A 17,712-nucleotide genomic window follows, 5' to 3' on the forward strand; every position below is an offset into this window, starting at 1 on the left:
TGCTCTAATAAACGTTAATAAATTGAGTTAATTCTCACAAAAAAAGCTTTTAAATATGGCAATTTTACACGGTAGTTGGCTCGTTCAACCTCAGGGTGGTTATCTATTTGTTTGGGGAGAAATTTGGCGACCCATGACGCCTGCGATGTCTTCTCAACCCGATACAGTGGCATCCCATCCGATGGCGATGACGCAGGTAGAATTAATCGCTTTTTTGCGATCGCGTAGTCTCCTTGGAGAATCGCGCAGCCATTCGAGAAGTCAGGCTAACGAGAAATGGCACAAGAAAGCGATCGCGCTGCCCACCCAAATAGAGGCAGGAGATCCAGTTTGCCCACTGCTATCCACCAAAATGCTTTCAGACGGTGCGGATGCTTCAACCTTATCCTTACACCTCTGGCAAGTTGAAGGGCTGTGTCTCGATCCTCTCGAAGCAATACAATTTTTGCAAGCGCTGCCCCTTGGTTCTTTTAAAACATCTGATGCTTATGTAGGGGGAGATTTACGCTTTTGGGCACAGGTTAGCCGATGGATCTTGGATCTTCTGGTGCGATCTAAGTTTTTACCAACCCTACATCGGCAGTTGGATGGTACTGTCGTCGCCGCTTGGCAACCTCTACTTGATAGTGGGTTAGATCAAGCGCGTTTGGAAAAGTTTACCCAGCTCATGCCCTCTGCCTGCCGCACTTATCAACACTCGGAGGTTAGTGGTAAAGAAAAACCTAAAGAACAACTAGAACCAGAAGAACCCAAGGAATTACTCTTAGGATTCTTAGGCAGTGCGATCGACGCACAAGTGCGTTCGAGTGCTGGGAATTCTGCCTTACCCGCAGTAGAACCGATAGTGCAGGAGTGGTTGCAAGCCCTTTCTACCGCATCCAATACCCTCAAAACAGAACCGGCGGCAATTGGACGCTTGGAAGCAGCCTTTCAGACTTGGACATCGCCAGTACGAGATCATTTACTCGCCCCGGTGTTCGCTAGCGGGGAATTGAGAACCCGCCAATACCAACAAAACCGATTTCGCACCTGTTTCCTTCTCCAACCACCTGATACAGGTGATGAGAATTGGAGTTTAGAATACTTTCTCCAGGCAACCGGCGACCCAGAATTTTTGGTGAATGCAGAAACTATCTGGAACCATCCCTTAGAGCGTTTGGTCTTCAAAGGTCGCACGATTGAGCATCATCAGGAGACTTTTCTAAGCGGCTTAGGTCTGGCTGCCCGACTTTATCCGCCCATTGAAGCCAGCTTGCATGACCGTCGCCCGCAGTTTTGTCGCTTGACACCCGTACAGGTGTACGAATTTATCAAGGCGGGTGCATGGCGACTGAAAGACAGTGGATTGGGAGTCGTGATGCCGTCCAGTCTGATGCCTGCGGAGGGAGAAAATAGGCATTTGGGGCTGAAAATTCGCTCTAGCACCACACCGGGCAAAGGTCAGTCGGGATTGCAAAGCTGGCTGTCTTTTGAGTGGGAATTAGCAATTGGCGATCGCACGATTTCTAAACAAGAATTTGACCGTCTAATCGCTCTGCAAAGTCCGCTGGTGCAAGTGAATGGGGAGTGGATTGCCCTGCAACCCTCCGATGTGAAAGCCGCTCAGTTGCTGCTAGCAACGCCCAAAGACCAGATGGCGCTTTCCTTAGAAGATGCTCTGCGGCTGAGTACCGGCGATACCAAAGTAATCGAAAAACTTCCGGTGGTTAGCTTTGAGGCAGCAGGGCCGCTTCAGCAGTTGCTAACAACTTTAACCAATAATCAGGCGGTGGAAGCGATCGCGCCTCCTGCCAATTTCCAGGGGCAGTTGCGACCTTATCAAGCGCGGGGCGTTGGCTGGCTCTCCTTCCTCGAACGCTGGGGTTTGGGAGCTTGCCTCGCAGACGATATGGGATTGGGCAAGTGCGTATCAAAAGATACACTTGTTTGCGTAAATGGAATGCTACGCACAGCAGAGGAAATTTGGAAAACGAATGCGGTCGAGACCGAGTTTGATGGCGAGGGATTTTGGGCTGTTCCTACAGAGTCGCTGCTTGTAAATGCCATAAATGAGGAGACGGGTCGGATTGGGCTAGCTCCCATCCGGCGTCTGTACCGGCAGCGCGTTCGGGAGACGTTACGAACCCTCAGGCTGCAAGACGGTAGCAGCATCACGATTACCTATCGTCACCAACTGCTAACGAATCAAGGCTGGACGAACGATCTACAGGTTGGCAATTACGTCTGTGTCCCTGCAAAGATGCTTTGGGATGGGCAACCAGAAGACGCCGATTTAGTCAAGTTTCTGGCTTGGCAGATTGCTGAGGGTTATGAGCAAGGAGATTGGGGAGTATTTACAATATCGCAGAAAGACACAGAACGTTTGGAGGAACTGCTGGAAACCTTCAAGCGCATCGGTCAACGATATAACCTCAAAATCAACCATCCTGGCATCTGCCCCAATCCTGGCAAAGTTCCTTTTCTCCGAGGGAGTAGCCAAGCGTATCGCCAATTTTTGGAAGCGAAGGGATACCTCTGGGGGAAGCGATCGCGCGACAAGTCGATTCCCCCCTTTATCATGCAGTCAGACTTGGAAAGCGTGGGTATTTTTCTGCGGAACTATTTCGATGCTGAGTCTGCTGTTGTTTTTAGTATGCGGAGTATCGAGATTGCTACGGCTTCACCTCTACTAATCCAGCAACTCTCCTCACTGCTGCGACGTTTCGGCATTTGGTTGCGAGTAGCACCCAAACAAAAACGTGCTACCAATGGCAGTGGTATCTTCCGTACCTACTACATCGGCACAATCGGGGGAAACAGCGCCCGTAGATTTTTGCAGGAAATAGGATTTACGAATCCAGACAAGCAACAGAAGCTAGAAAAAATTTGCGAACCAGTCTGTAACACAAACATTGAGGGAATTCCAGCTTCCGATATCGTTGCTCAGACAGTCAAGGCAACAAGGCTGCCAGTGCGGCATCTGGGAATGCATAACACTGTTTACATCAATGGTTCGCAACAATTTTCAAGGAGCAGTCTGGAACGGGTAGTGGCTGGAATAGAACAGATCCTCACAGGCGTTGCAGAACAGGAATATCGTCAACAAAAGCCATCTAAATGGACAACTCAAACTCTCGAAGCTTATGCTCAGTTGAACACACAACATCTGAACGTAACCAGGCAACAGTTACAATGCCTGCTCGATCGAGAAGTCTTTTTCTGTCAAATCCAGGCAATTGAGGAAGTCGATTACGATGGCTGGGTTTATGACTTTGAGGTGAGCGAACATCACAATTTTGTTGCGAATAATATCCTTTGTCATAATACCATTCAGACAATTGCCTTTCTGCTAAATTTGCAACACGAAGAAAAATTAGAGGCACCGACGCTATTAGTTTGTCCGACTTCAGTTTTGGGGAACTGGGAACGAGAAGTTAAGAAATTTGGCCCCACGCTGAAAGTTGTTGTCCATCATGGGGATAAACGACCGAAAGGCAAAGCGTTGGCAAAAGCCGTTAAGGGCAAAGATTTGGTAATTACCAGTTATTCACTGGCGTTTCGAGATGCCAAAGACCTTCAGAGTGTTTCTTGGCGGGGTGTGGTGCTAGATGAAGCTCAAAATATTAAGAATCCCCAGGCGAAGCAATCGCAAGCAGTGCGTCAGTTAAAAGCAGGTTTTCGGATTGCTCTGACAGGAACGCCGGTGGAAAATCGCTTGGCAGAACTTTGGTCAATTTTAGATTTCCTGAATCCGGGGTATTTGGGAACGCGGGATTTCTTTCAACGGCGATTTGCCTTGCCGATTGAGAAATATGGAGATGTGGCTTCGTTGCAGACATTGCGATCGCTGGTGAGTCCTTTTATCCTGCGACGCCTGAAAAGCGATCGCAATATCATCCAAGATTTGCCAGCAAAGCAAGAAATGACCGTATTCTGCGGACTCTCCGCCGAACAAGCTGCACTCTATCAAAAATTGGTGGAAGAATCGCTAGTTGAAATTGAAGCCAGCGAAGGGGTGCAACGAAAGGGAATCATTTTAGCTTTGTTGATAAAATTAAAGCAAATCTGCAACCATCCCGCCCAGTTTTTAAAGGAAAAAGAACTGGTAGCACAGCGTCGATCTGGCAAACTTCAGCGTTTACAAGAGATGTTGGAGGAAGCTTTATTAGAAGGCGATCGCGCTTTAATTTTTACTCAATTTGCCGAGTGGGGAAAACTTCTCCAACCTTATTTAGAGAAACATCTAGGTGGGGAAACCCTATTTTTATATGGAGGCACCCGCAAACAACAACGGGAGGAAATGATTGACCGATTCCAAAATGATCCAGAAGGCCCCCGAATTTTTATTCTTTCTTTAAAAGCTGGTGGAACGGGTCTCAATTTAACACGTGCGAATCATGTCTTTCATTTCGACCGTTGGTGGAACCCAGCAGTTGAAAATCAGGCAACGGATCGGGTATTTCGGATTGGTCAAACCCGGAATGTACAGGTACATAAATTCACCTGTACCGGCACCCTCGAAGAAAGAATTAATGAAATGATTGAAAGTAAAAAAGCATTGGCAGAGCAAGTGGTGGGTGCCGGTGAACAGTGGATTACGGAACTGAATACTGACCAACTCCGCAATTTATTACTGCTGGATCGGACGGCTGTAATTGATGATGAATGAGCCAGTTCAGAGTCATCACTCGTTAGTTGGATTTCTAAAGTAATGACGAATAACAAATAAGCAATAATATGAACAATTACGAAATTCAAAGCCGTGAATGGTGGGTACAAGAATGGATTGATCTATTAGAGAAGTCCCGCTTCAAAAAGCGATTGGAAAGGGCACGAAATTATGCAATGCAGGGAAATGTTCTCGGCATTGAATTTAAAGGTCCAAAGGTGTTAGCAAAAGTGCAAGGTACGGCACCGGAACCCTATCAAGTTTCCCTATCCCTAGACCCTTTTACAGATGAACAGTGGGATTATGTGATTGAAACCATGTCTCAACGGGCGATTTTTTCTGCCCAACTATTGGCGGGAGAAATGCCGCCCAACATTCAAGAAGTGTTTACCGCCAATGGTTTGAGTATATTTCCCTTTACTTTGTCTGATATCCATGCACGGTGCAGTTGCCCGGATAAAGAAATTCCCTGCAAACACATTGGTGCAGTTTATTATCAGTTAGGCGATCGCTTCAGTGAAGATCCTTTCGTCATCTTCCAGTTGCGGGGACGCCCCAAAGAACAAATCCTCGATACCTTACGCAAGCTAAGACGCGGTAGCGAGCAAAATTCTGAGAATGAAATTACCACGGCTGAGACATCCCAGCCATCGGGCGAGGATACTTCATCCTTACCAGCAACTCCTCTTAAAGTTGAGGAATTCTGGCAATACGACGAACCGCTAGATTCTTCACTGGTCGTAATTGCACCGACTGGTGACACTGTATTAAATGTACTCGGATCGATTACCCTCGCATCCGGTTCTAGTCAGCCGGTGATGCAATATTTAGACACTGTTTATCAAACAGTCAGTCAGCAAGCTTTTCTAGCGGCGATGAATTTAGAAGAGAGTTGAAGACTACGATCGCATACTTCTTAGTTAACTTCTCCCTTACCCCAGGATGAGCTATAAATTTCCCATTCTCTAGTCCGGAAATGGCACATGAGGATGAGGTTTGTATGCTCCGAGAAGTATTGTAGGGAGATCGCTCACTGCCCAAATTCTAGCCGCGCCTGTTCAACTAACTCACCCGTAACAACTTCCAAACCCCCTGCACGAGCGATTTGCTCAATTCGCTGACGCGCTTGGGAACGAACAAAAAAAGGAATATTTTTCAGCTTTGCCTTTGCTTCCGGCGTCCACTGTAAAACATCTGTAAAATCAGAATCGCGCATGGCACACCAGCCCTTAGCTATCAGCCGTTCGGCTTTTAGCTGGTAAACTTAATCGCATTTTATCAAGTTGCGATCGCTTTCGCGTATGCCTTTCCTAGCGGCTCCTCGCGCCATGACACACCAACCTTAGGAGAATCAATTCTTTGCCTGAGCAGCTTTTAGTTTCTTCTGTGCCGATTGCAGCAGTTGTTGGGCTTCTCGATAGTCGCTTGTTCCTGGTTTGACTATTTTCAACCGATAGATTATTTCTTGCATCTGGCTGAGTATCTGGTTGCGATCTACTTGGGAACTATCTTTAGGTATCGACGCAAGCAAAGCGTTGATTTGTTGTTGAGCATCATTGAAGGCTTCGTGAGACTCACGTTCTGTTTTTAATCGAATTTGCACAGTGTCTAAATTCATTTGGTACGTTACCAATAGCTTTTGCGCTTCCACATAGTCAACGTCTTCCAGCCGAACGTTTTGCAGTTGGGCAATTGCCTTGGACCACAAATTTTCAATTTGTTGCCATCGCTGTGCAGTATGAGGTGGATTTTGCCCAGTTTTGGCAGCAGCAAAAGCATATTGTTTGGCGGCTTGAATTAAAGTATTAGTGCGCCCCAAAATCTGCTGTTGTTGAGAAAGTTGGGACTTGATTTGCTCAAATCTATAGCGAATACTGGCGGTTTGCTCATTAGGGATTGTCTGCGTATCGTACCCGCTAACATAGCGCCGACCCTTACGGTTGTAAGAGTATCGCCGCGAAGAAACTGTATCTGAAACGGGCAGATAATCGATGTGTGTTTTGGCTTCACTTAATTTATTTTCACCCAATGCCAAATCTGCTGCGGTCTTGGCTTGGTTAATTAATTCTTCTGCTTGGTCTAAAGAGGCGATCGCTTCCTGATAGCGATCTTCTGTACTCATAGAAGCATTTTGTCCCGCTGACTGATGAGCGGTGGGAGATAGCAAAATTGCCAAAACAAGCGTCCCCGTTCCCCCAACTAGCAACAAAGTCCCCCCAGCTACCGCACAGCCAGCTAATTTGATTTTGCCGAATATTCCCAGGGGACGGTTGGCTTTTGCTGCCGCTAGTAATGCTTTCTGGCTGAAGTTTGCATAGGTGGCAATGACGATTTTCCGCAGTTCTTCTAAGGAGGCAGGTGAGCCTGGTTGCGATCGCAGTTTTTCTAATTCCTCCAGTACAATCCGCTGCTCCATTTGGCTCAAAGCGTCATTACCAGCACAGTTTTTCACTTCTGCACGGAGGATTTGAAAGGCGCGATTGTTGAGACGGGACATAAGCTACACCCAGCAACTCATGTTAGTGTTCCCGCAACTGACTGGAAAATCACTCAGATGGCAATCATATCAGCGACCTTAAATGATTCGTGAAGACGAGATCCCCGACTTCTCCAAGAAGTCGGGGATCTGAACCGCTAGCATCTCACCACTCAAATAGGATTGCTATAGACAGTAAAACACTCTTCGTTCAACTAATCTCTTGCCTATCGCAAATCTAATTCTTAGGGTTGAAGATTCAAGATTGAAATTTTTACATAAATCTTGTGAGTTGCACGCGGTAGCGTTCCTTTTTAGTGACAGCAATTTCCCCAACCTCTAACCGTCCTTTGCCGCGAATCGCAATTAAGTCTCCAGACTTCAGAAGATGACTTGGCTGGGTGACTTCTTTCCAGTTCAATCGCACATCACCGCCGTCAATAAAATCAACCATTTTGCTGCGAGACATCCCAAAACCAGCGGAAGCGATCGCATCCAACCTCAAAGAAGCCTCAACCGTCGTCAATTCTTTCTTTTTCGGTTCCCGAATTTTTAACTCGCTTAACTCAATTTGCCGAGTTTTTACCGGGACAGAACGCACCTGATTGAGATGCATTCCCAAAAACTCCACCATTTCTGGAACAACAATCGCCTGCGCTCCTTGCTCTCCCAGCACAATTACATCGCCAGTCTTTTCTCGCACGATCCCACACCCCAACATCGCGCCGAGGAAGTCTCGGTGGGTGGCTTGGTCAAACAAAAAATTCCCGGAAATATCGATAGCAGCAATAGAGACTTGGGACGAATCGAGGGGCAATTCTGCACGCGCGATCGCAATTCGCTGTCGTTCAGCTTGCGGATAACCTCCCCAAGCAAGCAGTTGGACTTCTGTTAACCGATTAAACGCTTGCTGGATTTCAGCTAGTTCTGGAGGAGACAGAAAATCCGTAAAGACTACTTCCCACGTTTTAATCGCTTGATCCGCTAGATCGATAACACGAGCTACAGTCTCTCGATTTTCGACTCCTTTGAGGAGTTCTTCCCTTGGCAACATACAGCAGACGCTTTTGGAGGTGAAACTTTCTTGATTCTATCGTTGGGAGCGGAACCTGACGGACAATGCGATGAGTGCGATCGCTTTCGCGGATGCTGCTTTTAGCGGCTCCTCGCGCTTGGTTAAACTGAATCATTCCCCTTTACCCAAACCGATTCCCGACCTCCTTCCACGACCACCCATCGTTTCTCACTAAGGCGAGGAGCAAACGCCGTCGTCTCGTCAAGTTGCTGACTTCTAATGCAAAGGCTTCATCGCTAACCGTGGGAATCCCGTTAGCACGTAACTCATCGAGAACTGCCAGGGGTGGCACGTCTGAGGCTGGCTTAATGTAAGCAGAAGTCAGGGTTTCTAGAAAGACTGACAGGGTTTGCCGCACTGGGTATAGCGCCACCGCATCGGGTCGATGTTCCGGCTTAATTCCAGATTCGAGCAAGGTCAGCGCCTCGTCCAAGACAGCTATGTTAACTTCCGCCGCTGTCTCCCGCTTGGTGCTATGAAAGTAATGAAGTACCGGATAAGCGAAATGACTTTGCCCGTATAAGGCTAGCATGGGCGCGATCGCTACTAAGTGCTGAGACAGCATCCCAAAATCTTTGCCATTCCAAGCTTTAGTTACGATTTCAGTAGGAGTATAGCCAAGACAGGAAATGTAGGTTGCCAACTGTCGCTTCTGAGTCCCGGCTGACACCACAGAAAGCAGATAGGTAATCGATAGAGTAATCAGGAAAAACCCATTCGCTGCTGCTGCGGCTGTCGCCAGTTGCCAAATTTTTCCTTGGGGTTGGTAGTCTCCGAGACCGAGGGTAACTAACGTATAACCTGTAAAGTAAATTTTCTCCCAGATGTCAGCAGGCTGCTTTGTATCCGCAGAAACCAAAGAGCGATCGCTGGCGCTAAAAATTAAGACCCATCCTGCCCAAGTAGCCAAAATCCACAGCAGCGTAGAAATGCCAATGGTGCTGTAGCCTGCAACGGAAAGCATCTGATGAGAGGGAGAGGAGCGATGTCGATGGAGAAGCAATCTCCACAAGCAATTGGACAATCTAGATGTAATCGGCCCCCCACCGCCGCCGACGGCGATCGTTGTCCAAAGCACATCAACTACGATCGAGCCGACGAGCGCAACTCCCAAACAAGTTGGCAATATTTGCATCTAAACCCCCTTCCAGTGACTTGCGCTCAGGCTGGTAGTTAAAGTAACAATGTTGTGTTTGTTACTTCCTCTGCCCGTGGATGGAAGACCCAGCCAGCTCGAAAGGTTGGAAGGTGCTTATTTTCTAGACTCCCTCTGAGTCAACGTAGCCTTGGATATTTTCGGGTTCAAACTGACGGAGAATCCGAGTCGCTTGGCGGATGATCGTTTCGGAAGCTTTGACGACAATCAGATACTTACCGGCATTGAGGCGGTTGCGGTAAGGCAAGGCATCACCACTTCCCAGCGCCAAGCCTACTCCTCCCCCCACAAACACGCTACCCATCGCACCGGAGGCGGCACCTAAAAGTCCAGCAATCAGGTAATTGCCGATTGGACCCGCCCAGGCAAAGGTGTCTAAACCCGTGGTGATATTGAAAGCTATTCCAGCGAAAAATCCAAAGGGGATGAGCCAATAAGCCATCAGCTTTGATTGCTTTTTAGCTTGCTCGTTGGGGTCAATTAAGCCAAATTCATCCGCGCTTTTGTATCCTCTGCCTAGGATACTGACTTTATTCATCGGTAAGCCTTCTTTCTCTAAAGCGGAATAGGCGGCTTCTGCCTGGATGCGGTCTGCCAGTACGGCAACGAGATAATTCATGGTGATTCGTAAAATGCTGAGATAGCCTTAGTTAAAGCCTAGCAGTGCAAGGGACAGCAAATCTTCTACCGTAATTAGGATGCACTTGCGCGAGAAGTCGCTAGGAGGGGTATATGCGAAAGCGATCGCATTTGTGCGATGGGTAGCTGATATCTTTGGCTGTGTTTTGTTTCCTTCCGCCATCGGCAAGAAGCACTTCGCCCACGCGAATGAAAGTTAAAAACTTTCAGCCAACCAGCCGTACAAAGACACCTGATACAGTTAAAATGACCTTCTGCCTGTATTGTTCGTGGTGGAGAGTGATTAGACGCGATGTCTAAGCCAGCTCCCATCAGGCAAGCTTGCTCCCAAGGTTTTACCGGCACGCGATCGCGTAACGCAAGGGAGCTATCCTGGCGAAGTGGATGCAACGCAACGCGCGACTTGCGGTTTTGACCTTTTAGGGGTCGTGCGTGCGTGTCGTAATGGAATTTTTATTTAGACTCACCTGCCCATCATGTCCAAGGTTCTTGTTTCCGATCCCATAGACCAAGTTGGAATAGATATCCTCTCCCAAGTTGCCCAAGTTGACATTAAAACAGGTCTTTCTCCAGAAGAACTGGTGCGAATTATGCCAGAGTATGACGCTCTGATGATTCGTTCTGGAACCCATGTCACCAAAGAAATTATCGAAGCGGGCACCCAGCTAAAAATTATTGGTCGTGCTGGAGTTGGGGTCGATAATGTCGATGTTCCAGCCGCCACCCGACAAGGAATTGTCGTCGTCAATTCCCCCGAAGGTAACACCATTGCAGCGGCAGAACACGCTTTGGCAATGATGCTATCGCTCTCCCGTTATATCCCCGAAGCCAATCAGTCGGTGAAAGGCAGTCAGTGGGATCGCAAGAGTTTTATCGGGGCAGAAGTTTACAAGAAAACCCTGGGAGTTGTCGGTTTAGGGAAAATTGGTTCCCATGTCGCCAGCGTTGCGAAAGCGATGGGGATGAAACTGCTAGCTTACGATCCCTTCATCTCGGTAGAACGGGCAGATGAACTGGGTTGTCGTCTAGTCGATCTGGATATGCTGTTTCAGGAATCCGATTACATTACCCTGCACATCCCTAAAACTCCAGAAACGACTCATCTGATTAACGCCGAGGCGATCGCTAAAATGAAACCCACGACTCGGATTATCAATTGCGCCCGTGGTGGCATTATTGATGAGGCGGCCTTGGCAGAGGCGTTAAAAACTGGCAAAATTGCCGGGGCCGCCTTGGATGTTTTTGAGACAGAACCGCTTGGCGAGTCGGAGTTGCGATCGCTGGGGAAAAATCTTATCCTCACTCCCCACCTGGGAGCCTCTACAGCAGAAGCGCAGGTAAATGTTGCCATCGATGTTGCCGAGCAGATTCGGGACGTTCTGCTGGGCCTACCAGCGCGTTCAGCCGTGAATATTCCTGGGTTGCGGCCTGACGTATTGGAAAAACTCAGACCTTATCTCCTATTGGCGGAAACTTTGGGTCATCTAGTTGGGCAACTGGCTGGAGGACGGATTGAGTTGTTGAATATCAGCTTGCAAGGAGAATTGGCAACTAATCAAAGTCAGCCTCTCATCGTGGCAGCGCTGAAAGGGCTGCTCTCTCAAGCGTTGAGAGAGCGAGTGAACTACGTGAATGCCAGTATTGAGGCAAAGGAGCGGGGAATTCGCGTGATTGAAACGCGGGATGCCTCGATTCGAGATTATTCGGGTTCGCTGCAACTGTCGGCAAAGGGTTCCCTAGGAGAACACTCGGTCACTGGTGCTTTATTGGGCGATAACGAAATTCGGATCACTAGCATTGATGATTTTCCCATCAACGTCCCCCCCACTTCTAATATGCTGTTTACGCTGCACCGCGATATGCCAGGAATTATCGGGAATATTGGTTCCCTATTGGGCAGCTTTAATGTCAATATTGCCAGTATGCAGGTAGGTCGTAAAATCGTGCGCGGCGATGCAGTAATGGTGTTAAGCCTGGACGATCCCCTACCAGAGGGAATTTTGGCGGAAATTCTCAAGATTCCCGGCATTCGAGATGCCTATACGGTAACTTTATAAGTGCTGATGGCTGTGGATGTAGGACTGAGGATGTAGGACTGAGGACTGAGGATGAAGAAAAGAGGTACACAAAGAGTAAATTCTTTTTAGTTTCTCTTTACTCTATATTGCTAAGTTCTAGGTTCTAACCTTCCTTAGTCCTCAGCCAGTGCTTCGCACCACTGGGCTAACAGTCCTCAGCCCTCAGTCCTCAGCCCTCATACCTCAGTCCTTAGTCCTCAGCCCTCAGCCCTGATGTATGGCAAACACCTGGTGGGAAATTCAAGTTCTCTGCGACCCAGCCTTAGAAGATTTAATTTTCTGGCGGCTGGAAAAATTTGGCTGTCGCGGTACATCCATTGAGGTTAAAGGACACTCACGCCTAGTGTGTGGTTATTTATCCGCACTCCAAGCGCAGTTATTAGATTTGGCGGCGCTGTCTCTGTGGCTGCGTCAAGATGCGCTGAATGTGGGAATGCCGATGCCGGTGATGGATTGGCATTTAATTGATGAGGAGGATTGGGCGAGTAGCTGGAAGCAATACTGGCAACCGCAAGAAGTTGGCGATCGCTTATTAATCTACCCTGCCTGGTTGCCCCCTCCAGAGCAGACGGAACGGATTACCCTGCGCCTCGATCCCGGAGCCGCTTTTGGCACCGGCACCCATCAAACGACTCAGCTGTGTCTGGAAGCGTTGGAGATGCGATTGGGTTTGGGCACTCCCGATATCGTTGTGGCAGATATTGGTTGTGGTTCTGGCATTCTCTCAATTGCCGCGATGCTGTTAGGTGCGGAAAGAGTTTATGCCGCAGATCTTGATCCGATGGCGGTGCGAGCCACTCACAGCAACCGAGAACTCAACAAAATTAGCCCCGAGCGGTTGATTGTGGAGCAAGGCAGTATCGACCGCTTAATGCAATTGTTACATGAGCCGGTCGATGGCATTCTTTGCAATATTCTGGCGGAGGTGATTATCGACTTGATCCCGCAGATGACAGAGATGGCTAAACCCAGCACTTGGGGGATTATTAGCGGCGTTTTGCTAGAACAAGCGAAACCCATTGCCGATACTTTAGAGCAACACGATTGGATTGTTGCCACCCTCTGGCGGCGTCAAGAGTGGTGCTGCTTTAATATTCGACGCTCATAAATTAGGACTGAGTGCTGAGGACTGAGGACTGAGGGAGGAGAGAGGACTGAGTGCTGAGGACTGAGGACTGAGGTTTGAGGACTGTTAGCAAAGCAGTGCGAAGCACGGGCTGAGTAAGGTATGAAAGGTCTTAAATCAGACGTACCAATTAACTACCGATCGCTTTTTATAGCTTTTTACTGAGATTTTAGCCCTCAGTTCTCAGTCCTCAGTCCTCAGTTCTCAATCTTCAGTCCTCAATCCTCAGCCCTCAATCTTCAAGCTGAGTGGACGACATCCTGACAGAATTTGGTGCATATTCACGACAGCACCAATAATGGCGATCGCGGGTGCTGTAAATCCAGTCGCCTCGACTTGCGCCACAATCGTATCCAAGGTGCCGATCAGTTCTTCTTGTTCCGGTCGAGTTCCCCAGCGCACCAACGCTACTGGCGTCTCTGGGCTTAAGCCTGCTGTCTGAAGTTGTTCCGTAATGTAAGGTAAGTTGTGAACGCCCATGTAGATGACAATGGTTTCAGAACCGTGGGCGATCGCTTGCCAGTTCACCGTGGGTCGATACTTCCCGACAGATTCGTGTCCAGTAACAAATGTCACCGAGGAGCTATAAGCGCGGTGAGTTAAAGGAATTCCCGCATAAGCGGGTGCGGCAATCCCAGATGTCACTCCCGGTACTACTTCCACCGGCACTCCCGCATTTACCAAGTCTTCCATCTCTTCGCCGCCCCGACCAAACACAAAGGGATCGCCACCTTTGAGGCGCACCACGATTGCCGCAGTTTGGGCTTTTTCAATTAACAGTTGAGTCGTCTCTTCCTGCAACAGGGAATGACGCCCCATCCGCTTTCCAGCGTCAATTTTTTCGGCTTGGGGATTAATCATTGCCAAAATTTGGGGACTCACCAGAGCGTCGTAAACTACGACATCGGCACACTCCAACAGCCCTTTTCCTTTGAGGGTTAATAAACCAGGATCTCCTGGCCCTGCACCCACTAGATATACTTTACCCAAACACGTTCTCCTGTTTACCTGTGTGTTCTCTGGCAGTGTGAGGTTCATTGACTTCTCAAATCCCAAATTAAATCCGCTAATTCTGCGCTAGCGCCGATTGGTTCAGCCATCTGGAGTTTTGCCGATGGAAACTGCTGGGATAATCGCTCAACTGTTCGAGCGATCGCATCCGTAATTCCCCCAGCAAATAGAAAATAAGGCAGGATGGCGATTTTTTCCTTCCCCGCCTCAACCAACGCTTTCACCCTGTCCTCTAGGCTGGGTGGCACCGACCAGTAAGCAGGCACCGCGTCCAAAGTCCGTGCAATTGTCTCTACTGACTGATTTCCCCCAGCACGGCGGCTTCCGTGAGCTAGGAGAATCCGAGCGTCTGCTGTTATCGAAGCGAATTGACTGGCTAACAGACGACTCAAGCCAAGGTGAGTGCCTAAGTGAGGACGAATGTCAAGTTTGAATTTAGAGCCAAACGCTACTTGAGCGATCGCAACTTCCTCTGGGATATCCTCCATGACGTGAACTCCCGGCAGGAGAAAAAGCGGCATCACCTGAATGCAGGGGCTCTCAGATTGGTACTCAGATGCAACAGCGCGATTCTGCTTCGCAGACGCTACGCGAACGCCAAATTGCCGAATTTGCTCGTGCAACGGCTGGGTTGCCAATTCTAGCACTGCTGTACCCACCAGTGGTTCTTGTAAAGACGTAAAATTTCGCGTCTCTAGCATGGGCGATGCACCTAAGCGGCGAACGGGTTGAGATGCCTGCACCCAGGCTATCTCTGACCTTTGTGCCTTCTCGTAGATCAGGGCTGCCAGCTGTTCTACAGCGGCTTGAGGGCGAGGGTCGCGGCTTCCGTGAGAGACCAGTAGATAGGCAGATGACTTGGGCAAGTGTGTAACTACAGGCTTTTGAGCAGTTTCTTTATTCAATTTGATATCGTTTCCAGCAACAATTTCTGTATCAATCGTTTCCAATTGACAATTTCTCCCGGTGGTTTACCCATTTGGGCACCGCTAAGGCTTAGAGGATTTCTAATATTATTAATAACTTATTCATAAAAATAGAGCCACTGGGCTACACCTCCCCGTGACTCTATCTTTTTTAATTGAGTTCTACTGCTGACGATTTACTGTTTAACTTCAGCAGATGGATCGGCGACATACTGAAAATCCGGTTCCGAGTTCCAAGGCCCGCGCTCATCTTTACCATTCGTAGACAAGTTGAAGTAAAGATTGACCGTTTCATCCGGCTGGATATTGCCAAAGAAAGGATCTGTTAATTTGCCCAACGAAGAAAGTGCATTCATGAACATCTTCGTATGAGAAATTTCGCGAGTCAGCAAATGTACCAAGGTGTCTTTTGTACCTTGATCCGGAGCCATTTTGATCAGCTCCTCATAGGTTTGACGTGCCCCAGCCTCAGCGGCGATGTCTGCCCGCAGATCGCGCACAACATCCCCACCTTCATTGATATAGTTCGCTGTCCAAGCGCTTCCCTGACTATCTAAAAAGTGTGGTCCCATGCCGCGTACAGCAAAGAGCGTACTCCGGTACGCTTCTGTTTGATCGACATTCTTGGTATGTGATTCAATCAGTTTGCCAACCATTTCTAAGTGGCTAAACTCTTCGATTGCAATATCTTGGAGCATATCCCGAATACCAGGATTTTCGCAATGAAATGACTGCACCCAATACTGTAAAGCGGCTGTTAATTCACCCGTTGCTCCCCCAAACTGCTCTAGCAGTAGCTGGGCATAACGTGGATTCGGCTCTGTGATATTAACAGTATGAATGGGTTCTTTTTTATGGAAAAACATGAATGGATTCCTTTCCTCTATTTGCCGGATCGTTGAGCGCTTGCCAATATTTTTTGTAAAGGAATTCAAAAAAAACGATTCTTTTTCCTTCACAAATCAAGGTATATACCCATACTTTAGATCGGCTGTCAAAGGTATTCCTGCCTCATCGGGTAGACTTAGCTCATGGATTTTTCTATAACCAGAGGAGGACACAAAAAACAAGATTGAAATCTCAGTTGAGGCAATTTTTTAGCTAAAACCGTTCCAATCGCTCAACTGAGGATGAAAATCGCTGATAAGGCAGCAAAAGCTAAGCAATACTGCACTGTTCTAGTTTTCCAGCCATTGCACTGGCGTGACGCCACCATTCATAACCACCCGCCCACCGCCGCGATGGTAGATGTCCAATAGGTGCCTTGTCGCTAAATTTCAAACCAGAGTCAGGAATATACGGGTTGTGGGTAGGCCAGCCAACGCGATCGCAAAAATTGCTATATTCTCCCCCAACCTCCAGAAAAATTTGCTTTTGCACGCTGAAACCAAAGCGCCCCTGGCTGTACTTTACCCATAACTGGTCAATCGTCCATAAATCCTCGCAAGGAAACTTTTGAATATCGCTGTTGAATAGATAGTTATTGCTTGACTTGCCGACTACCAGACACATCACTGCCCAGGTTTCCCGATCGGCTTCTTTCCATTTCTTTTTAGCGAGTAAATCCCGCAATTTTGTATAGTCAACTCCAACCTCGGAATTCAAGGCACTACCACCCGGTCGTTGAGATTGAGTTGGAACCGGAGATGTAGGTCTGGGGTTTAAATTTTGCTGTACCGCTTTCAAGGCAGAGGCAGCGTCTGGGTAACGATCTTTAATGTTATTTTGTAGCAGCCGATCCAAAATTTGACCCAGGCGATCGCTAACTTTTCTCTCCTTGGGCAAAAAATCGCGCCACGCCCACCCGTTATTCATAATGTCATACATATTCAGGGGCGAAACGCTTGTGAGCAAGTAGATACAAGTGACGCCCAAACTGTAGAGGTCGCTGGAGGGCAGGGCTTTGCCTCGCGTTTGTTCGGGTGCCATATAATCCGGGCTACCAACGATCGTGCCGGTGTTAAACACAGCAGTGTCTGTGAATAGCTTGGCAATTCCAAAATCAATCAAGATCAATTGACCTTCTTTTTCTCCTGGGGAAGGGGAGGTTGAGGGGGTGCGTCGGATAATATTCGCTGGCTTAATATCTCGGTGAATCACCCGATGTTCGTGGATATATTGCAAAACTGGCAACAAATCCTCCAAAAATTCCCAAATCTGCGTTTCGTTATAAATGTCCCGTTGCTGCAATTCCTCCGCTAGAGTTTGCCCGGAAATCAACTCCTGCACTAAATACAGCTGCTGCTGCTGTTCAAAGTGGGCAAAGAGAGAGGGAATTTGCGGATGTTTCCCTAGTTCATTCAGGTGTATCGCTTCCTGACGAAATAAGGAAACGACCTTTCTAAAACTGGTTGAATCTTGCTGTGGGAAGCACAGTTGCTTAATGACACACTTGGGTTTAGAGGGAATATGCTCATCCACCGCCAAAAAAGTTCTTCCCATGCCACCTTTACCGATTGGTTTAACTGGGCGATAGCGGTCTTTCAGCAATAATGCTTGCCCACAACACAGGCAAAATCTTTGGTCAGAAGGATTTTGGGGTCTTTGACATCCAGCGCTAACACAATAGATCATGGC

At 48.1% G+C, this 17,712-nt stretch carries 14 protein-coding genes; 5 read left to right on the top strand and 9 right to left on the bottom strand.

Annotation, left to right across the window (positions count from 1 at the left end; genetic code table 11):
- The first annotated feature begins 55 nt into the window (after nucleotides 1-55).
- Together NC997_RS02835 and NC997_RS02840 are read left to right on the top strand one after the other, a co-directional pair.
- Nucleotides 56-4,648 (top strand): SNF2-related protein, encoded by a 4,593-nt coding sequence (locus NC997_RS02835; RefSeq protein ID WP_190529519.1) that lies wholly within the window; start codon nucleotides 56-58, stop codon nucleotides 4,646-4,648.
- A 68-nt stretch (nucleotides 4,649-4,716) separates the two neighbouring features.
- Nucleotides 4,717-5,544: an SWIM zinc finger family protein gene (locus NC997_RS02840; RefSeq protein ID WP_190529521.1), complete on the top strand. Its 828-nt coding sequence runs from the start codon at nucleotides 4,717-4,719 to the stop codon at nucleotides 5,542-5,544.
- A 134-nt stretch (nucleotides 5,545-5,678) separates the two neighbouring features.
- Here NC997_RS02840 and NC997_RS02845 read toward each other — a convergent pair whose 3' ends face one another.
- From NC997_RS02845 to NC997_RS02865, 5 genes are all read right to left on the bottom strand, one after another.
- A complete protein-coding gene (locus NC997_RS02845; RefSeq protein ID WP_190411824.1) occupies nucleotides 5,679-5,864 on the bottom strand; it encodes a PCP reductase family protein in 186 nt (61 codons plus the stop codon).
- A 135-nt stretch (nucleotides 5,865-5,999) separates the two neighbouring features.
- Nucleotides 6,000-7,145: a hypothetical protein gene (locus NC997_RS02850; RefSeq protein WP_190529523.1), complete on the bottom strand. Its 1,146-nt coding sequence runs from the start codon at nucleotides 7,143-7,145 to the stop codon at nucleotides 6,000-6,002.
- A 253-nt stretch (nucleotides 7,146-7,398) separates the two neighbouring features.
- Nucleotides 7,399-8,178, bottom strand: coding sequence for a photosystem II S4 domain protein (locus tag NC997_RS02855; protein WP_190529526.1), 780 nt, complete (start codon nucleotides 8,176-8,178; stop codon nucleotides 7,399-7,401).
- Nucleotides 8,179-8,320: 142 nt separating this feature from the next.
- On the bottom strand, nucleotides 8,321-9,334 hold the full coding sequence (locus NC997_RS02860) for an ion channel (protein ID WP_190529528.1): 1,014 nt from the start codon (nucleotides 9,332-9,334) through the stop codon (nucleotides 8,321-8,323).
- A 124-nt stretch (nucleotides 9,335-9,458) separates the two neighbouring features.
- Nucleotides 9,459-9,974, bottom strand: a complete 516-nt coding sequence (locus NC997_RS02865; protein ID WP_190411820.1) for a hypothetical protein — start codon at nucleotides 9,972-9,974, stop codon at nucleotides 9,459-9,461.
- A 79-nt stretch (nucleotides 9,975-10,053) separates the two neighbouring features.
- On the opposite strand from NC997_RS02865, the gene NC997_RS02870 reads away from it, so the two are divergent.
- The 3 genes from NC997_RS02870 to prmA all read left to right on the top strand — a co-directional run bounded on the left by NC997_RS02870 (nucleotide 10,054) and on the right by prmA (nucleotide 13,180).
- On the top strand, nucleotides 10,054-10,194 hold the full coding sequence (locus tag NC997_RS02870; RefSeq protein ID WP_348257759.1) for a hypothetical protein: 141 nt from the start codon (nucleotides 10,054-10,056) through the stop codon (nucleotides 10,192-10,194).
- Nucleotides 10,195-10,470: 276 nt separating this feature from the next.
- On the top strand, nucleotides 10,471-12,051 hold the full coding sequence (gene serA, locus NC997_RS02875) for a phosphoglycerate dehydrogenase (protein WP_190529530.1): 1,581 nt from the start codon (nucleotides 10,471-10,473) through the stop codon (nucleotides 12,049-12,051).
- A 238-nt stretch (nucleotides 12,052-12,289) separates the two neighbouring features.
- Nucleotides 12,290-13,180, top strand: a complete 891-nt coding sequence (gene prmA, locus NC997_RS02880) for a 50S ribosomal protein L11 methyltransferase (RefSeq protein WP_190529540.1) — start codon at nucleotides 12,290-12,292, stop codon at nucleotides 13,178-13,180.
- Nucleotides 13,181-13,423: 243 nt separating this feature from the next.
- Here prmA and cobA read toward each other — a convergent pair whose 3' ends face one another.
- From cobA to NC997_RS02900, 4 genes are all read right to left on the bottom strand, one after another.
- Nucleotides 13,424-14,236 carry a uroporphyrinogen-III C-methyltransferase gene (cobA, locus tag NC997_RS02885; protein ID WP_190529542.1) on the bottom strand — a complete coding sequence of 271 codons (813 nt, stop codon included), beginning with the start codon at nucleotides 14,234-14,236 and terminating at the stop codon, nucleotides 13,424-13,426.
- On the bottom strand, nucleotides 14,233-15,075 hold the full coding sequence (locus NC997_RS02890; RefSeq protein WP_190529614.1) for a sirohydrochlorin chelatase: 843 nt from the start codon (nucleotides 15,073-15,075) through the stop codon (nucleotides 14,233-14,235). Before NC997_RS02890 ends, cobA begins: the two co-directional genes overlap by 4 nt.
- A 236-nt stretch (nucleotides 15,076-15,311) precedes the next feature.
- Nucleotides 15,312-16,001, bottom strand: a complete 690-nt coding sequence (locus tag NC997_RS02895; RefSeq protein WP_190411815.1) for a manganese catalase family protein — start codon at nucleotides 15,999-16,001, stop codon at nucleotides 15,312-15,314.
- A gap of 292 nt (nucleotides 16,002-16,293) precedes the next feature.
- The gene (locus NC997_RS02900) at nucleotides 16,294-17,709 is read right to left on the bottom strand and encodes a serine/threonine-protein kinase (protein WP_190529544.1); all 1,416 of its coding nucleotides are present in this window, start codon (nucleotides 17,707-17,709) and stop codon (nucleotides 16,294-16,296) included.
- Nucleotides 17,710-17,712: the final 3 nt, after the last annotated feature.

It is taken from the genome of Trichocoleus sp. DQ-A2 (assembly GCF_039961915.1).
Classification (GTDB): Bacteria; Cyanobacteriota; Cyanobacteriia; order Cyanobacteriales; family FACHB-T130; genus FACHB-T130.